Here is an 8,338-nt window from a genome sequence, read left to right as displayed (position 1 = left end):
GGGGTCCACCCGGCGGCGGGCTCGGCACCCTCGTACTGGTCCACCCACGCAGCGGACGGCGTCGGCCATCCCGGAGGGGTACGGAAGCGGAGGGAGGGCATCGCGTCGGGCACGCCAGTGAGCGTAGTGTCCGGCGTGACGTCGCACGCCCCCGCGTTCGGGGCGGCCACGGACGCCGGTCAGGGCTGCGGCGTAGCGTCGGCGCCATGGCATCACCCGAGGTCCGCAACGACACCGACGCGCAGCAGTACTCCCTGGTCGAGGACGGTGAGGTCATCGGCTTCGCGGCGTACGAGGTCGACGGCGACGAGATCCGCTTCACCCACACCGAGGTCGACCCCGCACACCGCGGTGGCGGACACGCGTCGATCCTGGTCCAGCACGCGCTCGACGACGTCCGCGAGGGCTCCCTGCGCGTCGTCCCGCTCTGCACCTACGTCAAGGCCTGGATCGAGCGGCACCCGGACTACCAGGAGCTCACCTCCCGCTGACGCGGGCGCCGGCCGGGCCTGCCCGTTCAGTAGGTCCGGTCGAGCGTTCCCGGCCGGGCGTCGTGGCGACCCTCGCCGCGCACCGACGGCACCTTGATGAGCACGTTCCCGCTGAGCAGGTCGTGGTCGTCGTCGGCGGGCGTCGGGGCCTCCTTCGGGAGGCGCGACTGCCGCTCGTACTCGGCCTGCGTCTCGTGACGGGTCGGGGCGAACACCTCGTCCATCATCGCGCCGACACCGCCGGATCCGCCGCTGCGCGTGGCCTTGTTCGACAGGTCGATCCACCCCACGCGATCGGCGACCCACATCACGACGGCCGCCACGGCCACCGCCCCCAGGAGGATCAACCAGTTCACGGTCCCGACGCTACGTCAGTCGACCGGCCAGGACCTCCGCCGCGCGGATGATCCTCTCGATCCGAGGGAGGATCAGGGCACGCGTTCGAGCCACTCGCGCGTCGCGAACTTCGTGTCGACGAGCTCCCGCGCGCGGGCACGCTCGGCCTCGGTCACGTGCCCCTCGCGCGCGCCGTAGAGCTTCGTGAACGTGCCGATCAGCCGGTCGATGATCTCCGCGCGCGTGAGACCGGTCTGCGAGCGCAGCGGATCGACGCGCTTGGCGGCCGAGGTGGTGCCCTTGTCGCTCATCTTCTCGCGCCCGATGCGGAGCACCTCGACCATCTTCTGGCCGTCCATGTCGTAGCTCATCGTCGCGTGGTGCAGCAGGGCCCCGGTGCCGAGGCGCTTCTGCGCGGCGCCGCCGATCTTGCCCTTCGTCGACGAGATGTCGTTGAGCGGCTGGTAGTAGGCCTCGATGCCGAGGGACTTCAGCGCCTCGATCACCCACTCGTCCAGGTAGGCGTACGAGTCGGCGAACGTCATGCCCTGCACGAGGTCGGTCGGCACGTACAGCGAGTACGAGATGATCGCACCGGCGTCCATGAACATCGCGCCGCCGCCGGAGATGCGGCGGACGATCTCGACGCCGTACTTGGCGGCACCGGCCGGGTCGACCTCGTTCTTCAGGGACTGGAACGATCCGATCACGACGGCGGGCTCGTCCCACTCCCAGATGCGCAGGGTCGGACCGCGACGACCGGCGCCGACCTCCTCGGTCAGGACCTGGTCGAGCGCGAGGTGCTCGTTCGGGCTGATCGGCCCCTCGTGGACGATCTCCCAGTCGTACTCCTGCCACGTCGACGCCCGCGAGAGCGCGCGGCGGACGGCGATCCCGACCGCTTCGGGCGTGAACCCGAGCAGCACCGCACCCTCGGGCAGTGCCGAGCGGACCGCGGCCGCGATGCCCGCCGCGTCGGTCGTGGCGGGCAGGCCGTCCACGGTCTGGTCGATCAGCGGCAGCGCGTCGTCCGGCTCGAGGAAGAAGTCACCCGCCAGCCGGAACTCCTGGATGCTCCCGTCGACGACCTCGAGGTCGACGACGACCAGCTTGCCTCCGGGGACCTTGTACTCACCGTGCACAGGACGAGCCTACGCCCGCCACCTGTCGGACGGGAGGCGCGGGGCGGCGCCGCCACGCGCCTCCAGTCCGGTCCCTGTCGCGTCAGCGACCCACGTGCCGGTCGAGCCACGCGACCAGGTCGGCGACCACCTCGTCGCGGTTCGTCTCGTTGTAGACCTCGTGCCGCGCGCCCTCGTAGACGTGCACCTGCACGTCCGACAGCCGGCCGCGACGGCGGTACGCCTCGGCGAGCCGCTCCACCGAGCGGGGACCGCCGAGGGTGTCGTCGGACCCGACCTGCAGCAGCACCGGCAGGTCGTGCGGGATGCGCCGACGCGGCACCCCGAGCAGCCGGAGCGCGTCCGCGACGCCGAACAGCTTCAGGACGTCGGCCTCGACCGCGAGCGGGTCGGCCGTGATCGCCTCGATGACCGCCCGGTCGCGCGAGATCCACTCGTGCTTCGTCGGCCCGGAGCCCGCGTGCCGGGCGTTCAGGTCGCCGCTGTTCATCCAGCCGGGCAGCCGGTAGGCCGTCGCGGAGAGCACGACCCCGTCGTACCGCTCCGACGACGTGTTCACGATCCGCTGCGCCATGAGCGACCCCCACGAGTGTCCGAGGAGCACGAGGGGCAGCCCGGGATCCTGCTCGCGGGCGACGACGCTCATCTGCTCGACGGCCGCGATCGCCGCACGCAGGCCGCCGGGCCCGAGTCGCCCGAGCTGCGCGTGGTCGCCGTGCCACTGCGCGAGCCCGGTCCGGCCGTGCCCGCGGTGGTCGTTCGCGTGCACGGTGTACCCGGCGCGGACGAGGTCCTGCGCGAGCGGCTCGTACCGGAGCCCGTGCTCCCCGACGCCGTGGGCGATCTGCACGATGCCCTTCGGCCTGCCGGCGCGCCAGGTCGAGTAGACGATCTCGACGCCGTGCGCGTCGGTGAACGAGGAGTCCCCTCGGGCGGCGGAGAAGGTCGGCACGGGTCGATCCTCGCAGACGTGCAGGCGGTGCAGGTGGTCCGCGGCGTGTTCATCCGGCGTTCACGCAGGCGGTTCGGAGCAGGCCTAGCGTCACGCCCATGGACGTCCTCGTCACCGTCGTGCTGGTGATCGTGGTGGCCCTCGTGTTCGACTTCACGAACGGCTTCCACGACACCGCGAACGCCATGGCCACCTCGGTCGCCACCGGAGCCCTGCAGCCCCGGACCGCCGTGCTCATCTCCGCCGTCCTCAACGTGGTCGGCGCGTTCCTGTCCACCGAGGTCGCGAAGACGGTCTCGCAGGGCATCGTCCGCGAGGGCCAGGACGGCATCCAGATCAGTCCGACCATGATCTTCGCGGGACTCGTCGGCGCGGTGCTGTGGAACCTCGCCACCTGGTACTTCGGCCTGCCGTCGTCGTCCACGCACGCGCTGTTCGGCGGACTCATCGGCGCGTCGATCATCGGTGCCGGCCTGGACTCGGTCGACTGGGCCACGGTCGTGTCGAAGGTGGTGCTGCCGGCGCTGCTCTCGCCCGTGATCGCCGGCGTCATCGCGCTCGTCGCGACCTACCTCGCCTACACGCTCACGCGGAACGCGACGACGCACGGTGCCGCGACGGGCTTCCGGCACGGGCAGACGGTCTCGGCGTCGCTGGTCTCGCTCGCCCACGGCACGAACGACGCGCAGAAGACGATGGGCGTCATCACCCTGACGCTCATCGCGGCGAACCTCCAGCCCTCCGGGACGGGACCGCAGCTCTGGGTGGTCCTGGCCTGCGGCCTCGCGATCGGCCTCGGCACCTGGACGGGTGGCTGGCGGATCATGCGCACCGTCGGCAAGAAGATCTCGGACGTGCAGTCCCCGCAGGGCTTCGCGGCGGAGACGAGCTCGGCGGCGACCATCCTCGTGTCCTCGCACCTCGGGTTCGCGCTCTCCACGACCCACGTGACGAGCGGGTCGGTGATCGGGTCGGGACTCGGCAAGAAGCTCGCCGACGTGCACTGGTCCGTGGTCGGTCGGATCGTCGTCGCGTGGGTGATCACGCTGCCCGCGGCCGCGGTCGTCGGCGCGCTCGCCACCCTGGTCGCCTCGACGAGCACGACCGGCCTGGTGGTCGTCGCGGTGCTCGCCCTGGGCGGGGGCCTCGGCTTCTTCTTCCTCGCGCGGCGGAAGCCGATCACGAAGGACACCGTGAACGACGAGCAGCCGGCCGGCGAGCCGGTGTCGGCCTGAGGAGGCCCCGATGGACATCGACCTGAGCAGCATCGGCATCGTCGCCGGCGTCGGCTTCGTCGCCGCGGTCGGCATCGTGCTCGTCTACACGCTCGGCCTGCGGCTGCTCGGGACCGGCCAGCCCGTCGACGCCGGCGGCGAGCGCACCGAGTACCGGGAGGAGACCCCGCGGTCCGGGCACACGCCGCCGGCCGCCCTCGCCGGTGCCGTGGTGTGCTTCGCGGTGTGTGCCGCGGCGGTCCTGTACGGCATCTGGCTGACGATCCCGCAGTTCCACTGAGGCGGGGCGGCTGGGAGGATCGACCGGTGACCTCCCACCACCTCGACCCGTCGCTCCACACCGCCGTCGACGTGCTCACCGCGGAGCGCGACCCCGTGCTCCGCGTCGAGGACGGTGACACCGTTACGGTCCGGACGCTGAGCGCCGCCGGGTACACCGAGCGGCCGGCCTCCCCCGGGGCCGACGCACCGACGCTCCTCGACGGGCGCCGCGGGCACTGCCTGGTCGGACCGATCGCGGTGACCGGCGCTCGGCCGGGCCAGGTGCTCGCCGTGCGCTTCGACGACCTGGTGCCGGACGACTGGGGCTACACCGGGTCCGGCGGGGTCGACACCCCGGTCAACCGGGCGCTCGGGCTCGCCGACCCGGCGTCCCGCGGACCGCTGCTCTGGGACGTCGACGCTCAGGGGGGCGTGGCGCGCAACCAGCTCGGGCTCGGTGTCCGGACGGCGCCGTTCCTCGGGGTGGTCGGGCTCCCGCCGGAGCCCACCGGGGAGCACTCGACGATCCCGCCGCGGCCGCTCGGTGGGGGCAACATCGACTGCCGCGAGCTGGTCGCCGGGTCGACGCTGTACCTGCCCGTCACCGTGCCGGACGCGCTGGTCTCCGTCGGTGACGGCCACGCGGCGCAGGGCGACGGCGAGGTCTCCGGCACCGCGGTCGAGTGCGGCATGACGACGACGATGACCCTCTCCCTGCTCGACGACGCCCCGGTCGCGGGCATCCACGCGGACACCCCCGCGGGCCGCATCACGTTCGGGTTCGACGCAGACCTCAACACGGCGACGACGACGGCGCTCGACCGGATGGTCGACTGGCTCGCCGGGCTGTACGGCATCACCCGCGGGCAGGCGCTGGCGATGGCGAGCGTCGCGGTGAGCATGCGCGTGACCCAGGTCGCGAACCGCACCTGGGGTGTGCACGCGCTGCTCCCCCACGACGCGGTCCTCGCACCCGCCGCGCGCTGACGGGCGCCGCCGCGCGCTGACGGGCGCGGGCGCTGACGGGAGGCGCGACCCACGTTCCCGACGTCGGGGACGCAAGTCACGCCTCCCGTCCGCCCGTTCCTTCCCATGACACCCGCGATACGACGCGAGAACGGGCGTACCTGACCGGAAGTTCCGACCAGGTACGCCCGCTTCCGTCGAGTACGCCCGTTCCGACCCGGTCCGCGCGGTCAGACCCGGTACGCCCGAGTGGGCCCGGTCAGTGCGCGGAGTACCCGCCGTCGACCAGGTGGTAGCTGCCGCTGATGAACGACGCCTTGTCGCTCAGCAGGAACAGCACGAGCGCCGCGACCTCGGCGTCGGTGCCGAGCCGCTTCGCCGCGTGCTCGCCCTCGAGCGCCGCGAGCTCCTCGGCGGAGAGCGACGACCGGACGAGCGGGGTGTCGATGAAGCCGGGGCCGACCGCGTTCGTGCGGACGCCCTGCGCCGTGTACTCGAGCGCGGCGACCTTGGTCAGCCCGACCAGGGCGTGCTTCGACGCGACGTAGGCGGCGTTCTGCGCGATGCCGACCGAGCCGAGCACCGACGCCATGTTCACGATCGCGCCACCTCCGGCCGCCAGGATCGCGGGGATCTCGTACCGGAGCCCGTAGAAGACGCCGTCGAGGTCGACCGCGCGGACCCGGTCCCACGCCTCGACGTCGTACTCGCCGATCGGCTGCGGAGCGGCGCCGATGCCGGCGTTGTTCACGGCGAGGTGGAGCGCGCCGTAGGTGTCGACCGCGTGCTGGACCATCCGCTCGTTGTCGCCCGCGACGGCGGAGTTCGCCTCGAACGCGCTCGCCGCGCCACCGGCACCCTCGATCTCGGCGACGACGCGCTGCGCGGCCTCGCCCTTGATGTCGGTGACGACGACCCGTGCTCCCGCGGCGGCGAGCTCCTTCGCGATCGCTGCTCCGATGCCGCTGCCGCCACCGGTGACGACGGCGACCCTGCCCTCGAACTCGGACATGTTCTCCTTCTTCCTCGACGTTCCGTCGATGTACACAAAGCAACACGTGTTGCGCACTCAGCGTACACCTCGTCGAATCCAGTTCGTTCGCTGAACTAATGAGGTAGGCTAACGGTCGTGCCCGACACCTCCCTCGCCACCGACCTCCGCGTCGCGGTGGCCCGGCTGTCGCGGACGCTCCGCGCACAGAAGGTCGACGCGAGCATGACCGACGGCCAGTTCTCGGCCCTCGCACGACTGCACCGCGAGGGCGCCATGACCCTCGCCGAGCTCAGTCGTCAGGACGGTGTGACACCGCCGAGCATGACGAAGTCGATCGCGGTGCTCGTCGACCGGGGCCTCGTGTCGAAGGTCGACCACGGCGACGACCGCCGCAAGGTCCTGCTCGCCGCGACCCCGGCCGGCTCCACCTTCGTCGAGGAGACCCGACGGCGCCGCGACGACTGGCTCTCGCCGCGCCTCACAGCCCTGACCGCCACCGAGCGCCGCACCCTGGCCGAGGCCACCGAGATCATGAGGAGGCTGGCCCAGCAGTGACCGCCGTGTTCCGCTCCCTGTCCGCCCGCAACTACCGCATCTGGTTCGCCGGGGCCCTGGTCTCCAACGTCGGCACCTGGATGCAGCGCACCGCCCAGGACTGGATCGTCCTGACGAAGCTGTCCGACAACGACGCGATCGCGGTCGGCATCACCATGGCGCTGCAGTTCGGCCCGCAGCTGCTCCTGCTCCCCCTGACGGGCCTGGCGGCAGACCGCTTCGACCGGCGCCGCATGCTCATGCTGACGCAGGCGTTGATGGGTGCGCTCGGACTCGGGCTGGGGATCATGGTCCTCACCGACACGGCGACCCTGTGGTCCCTGTACGGCTTCGCCCTGGCACTCGGCATCGTCGCCGCGTTCGACACCCCGATCCGACAGGCCTTCGTCTCCGACGTCGTGCAGGGCGAGCACGTGTCGAACGCCGTCGCCCTGAACTCCGCGTCGTTCAACGCGGCTCGGCTCATCGGCCCGGCGGTCGCGGGCGTGCTCATCGCCGCGATCGGGTCCGGATGGGTGTTCGTCATCAACGCCGGCTCGTTCCTGGCCGTCCTCGTGGCGCTCCGCTTCGTCGACCCGACACAGCTCGCCGAACGGGTGCGTCCGAAGCGCGGGAAGGGGCAGATCATCGCCGGCTTCACCTACGTGCGGACCCGACCGGACATCATCGTGGTGCTCTGCATGATCTTCGTCGTGGGGACGTTCGGCGTGAACTTCCCGATCTTCACCTCCACGATGGCGCGGGTCGAGTTCGGCAAGGGTGCCGGCGAGTTCGGCCTGCTGAACTCCGTCATGGCGATCGGCTCGGTCGCGGGTGCACTCCTCTCCGCCCGACGGGACCGCCCGCGGATGCGCACCCTCGTCGTCGCCTCGGCGGGCTTCGGGCTGGCGTGCACGGCAGCCGCGATCGCCCCGACCTACTGGACCTTCGCGGTCGTGCTGGTCTTCGTCGGCCTGGCGTCCCTGACCTTCATGACGACGGCCAACGCCCTCGTGCAGACCACGACGAAGCCCGCGATGCGGGGTCGGGTGATGGCGCTCTACATGGCGATCTTCGCGGGCGGCACACCGATCGGCGCCCCGATCGTCGGCGCCGTCGCCGACGCGTGGGGGCCGCGCTGGGCGATCGTCGTCGGTGCCGCGTCGGGGTTCGTCGCCCTCGCGATCGCGCTGGTCTGGCTCGTCCGCTGGGAGCACCTGCGGCTGCGGTACGACGCCGACGCCAGACTCCACCTCGCGGTCACGCACGCGGTGCCGGTGGTCGGCACGCGGGCGTCGCGCGCGGCGCTGCGGCGCGACCTGGAGCGCGACGAGGCGGTCGCGGACCGGTCCAGCTCGGTCTGACGGGTCGCGAGCGCCGTGCAGCGCGACGGGTCCTGCGGAGCGACAGTCTGCCGCGGACGGTCA

General features: G+C 71.9%; 10 protein-coding genes. 6 read left to right on the top strand and 4 right to left on the bottom strand.

Going from position 1 to position 8,338, the window contains the following annotated elements; genetic code table 11:
- The first annotated feature begins 206 nt into the window (after positions 1–206).
- Complete coding sequence (locus D8M35_RS14160) at positions 207–491, top strand: GNAT family N-acetyltransferase (protein WP_126892428.1); 285 nt, start codon at positions 207–209, stop codon at positions 489–491.
- A 26-nt stretch (positions 492–517) separates the two neighbouring features.
- Here D8M35_RS14160 and D8M35_RS14155 read toward each other — a convergent pair whose 3' ends face one another.
- From D8M35_RS14155 to D8M35_RS14145, 3 genes are all read right to left on the bottom strand, one after another.
- A complete protein-coding gene (locus D8M35_RS14155; RefSeq protein ID WP_126892427.1) occupies positions 518–847 on the bottom strand; it encodes a hypothetical protein in 330 nt (109 codons plus the stop codon).
- A gap of 72 nt (positions 848–919) precedes the next feature.
- On the bottom strand, positions 920–1,969 hold the full coding sequence (locus D8M35_RS14150) for a biotin/lipoate A/B protein ligase family protein (RefSeq protein WP_126892426.1): 1,050 nt from the start codon (positions 1,967–1,969) through the stop codon (positions 920–922).
- An 82-nt stretch (positions 1,970–2,051) separates the two neighbouring features.
- The gene (locus tag D8M35_RS14145) at positions 2,052–2,921 is read right to left on the bottom strand and encodes an alpha/beta hydrolase (RefSeq protein ID WP_126892425.1); all 870 of its coding nucleotides are present in this window, start codon (positions 2,919–2,921) and stop codon (positions 2,052–2,054) included.
- 98 nt (positions 2,922–3,019) lie between these two features.
- Between D8M35_RS14145 and D8M35_RS14140 the strand changes: the two genes are divergently transcribed.
- Genes D8M35_RS14140 through D8M35_RS14130 form a run of 3 tightly spaced genes read left to right on the top strand, consistent with a single transcriptional unit; the run spans position 3,020 to position 5,404 of the window.
- The gene (locus D8M35_RS14140; protein ID WP_126892424.1) at positions 3,020–4,156 is read left to right on the top strand and encodes an inorganic phosphate transporter; all 1,137 of its coding nucleotides are present in this window, start codon (positions 3,020–3,022) and stop codon (positions 4,154–4,156) included.
- A gap of 10 nt (positions 4,157–4,166) precedes the next feature.
- On the top strand, positions 4,167–4,436 hold the full coding sequence (locus D8M35_RS14135) for a hypothetical protein (protein WP_126892423.1): 270 nt from the start codon (positions 4,167–4,169) through the stop codon (positions 4,434–4,436).
- A 26-nt stretch (positions 4,437–4,462) separates the two neighbouring features.
- Positions 4,463–5,404 carry an acetamidase/formamidase family protein gene (locus D8M35_RS14130; RefSeq protein ID WP_126892422.1) on the top strand — a complete coding sequence of 314 codons (942 nt, stop codon included), beginning with the start codon at positions 4,463–4,465 and terminating at the stop codon, positions 5,402–5,404.
- A 238-nt stretch (positions 5,405–5,642) separates the two neighbouring features.
- Here the strand turns inward: D8M35_RS14130 and D8M35_RS14125 are convergent, their stop codons facing one another.
- Positions 5,643–6,395: an SDR family NAD(P)-dependent oxidoreductase gene (locus D8M35_RS14125; protein ID WP_126892421.1), complete on the bottom strand. Its 753-nt coding sequence runs from the start codon at positions 6,393–6,395 to the stop codon at positions 5,643–5,645.
- A 117-nt stretch (positions 6,396–6,512) separates the two neighbouring features.
- On the opposite strand from D8M35_RS14125, the gene D8M35_RS14120 reads away from it, so the two are divergent.
- On the top strand, positions 6,513–6,932 hold the full coding sequence (locus D8M35_RS14120; protein WP_126892420.1) for a MarR family winged helix-turn-helix transcriptional regulator: 420 nt from the start codon (positions 6,513–6,515) through the stop codon (positions 6,930–6,932).
- Complete coding sequence (locus tag D8M35_RS14115) at positions 6,929–8,275, top strand: MFS transporter (protein WP_238638246.1); 1,347 nt, start codon at positions 6,929–6,931, stop codon at positions 8,273–8,275. The genes D8M35_RS14120 and D8M35_RS14115 overlap by 4 nt, the downstream gene beginning before the upstream one ends.
- The last annotated feature ends 63 nt before the right edge of the window (positions 8,276–8,338 follow it).

The sequence above is a fragment of the Curtobacterium sp. HSID17257 genome, assembly GCF_003989515.1.
Lineage (GTDB): Bacteria > Actinomycetota > Actinomycetes > Actinomycetales > Microbacteriaceae > Curtobacterium.
The sequence above is the reverse complement of the archived record's forward strand: the minus strand, read 5'-3'. Positions and strand labels throughout refer to the sequence as shown.

Coding starts and splice junctions, on each gene's coding strand:
- D8M35_RS14160 (WP_126892428.1), top strand. CDS start 207: ATGGCATCACCCGAGGTCCGCAACGACACCGACGCGCAGCAGTACTCC.
- D8M35_RS14140 (WP_126892424.1), top strand. CDS start 3,020: ATGGACGTCCTCGTCACCGTCGTGCTGGTGATCGTGGTGGCCCTCGTG.
- D8M35_RS14135 (WP_126892423.1), top strand. CDS start 4,167: ATGGACATCGACCTGAGCAGCATCGGCATCGTCGCCGGCGTCGGCTTC.
- D8M35_RS14125 (WP_126892421.1), bottom strand. CDS start 6,395: ATGTCCGAGTTCGAGGGCAGGGTCGCCGTCGTCACCGGTGGCGGCAGC.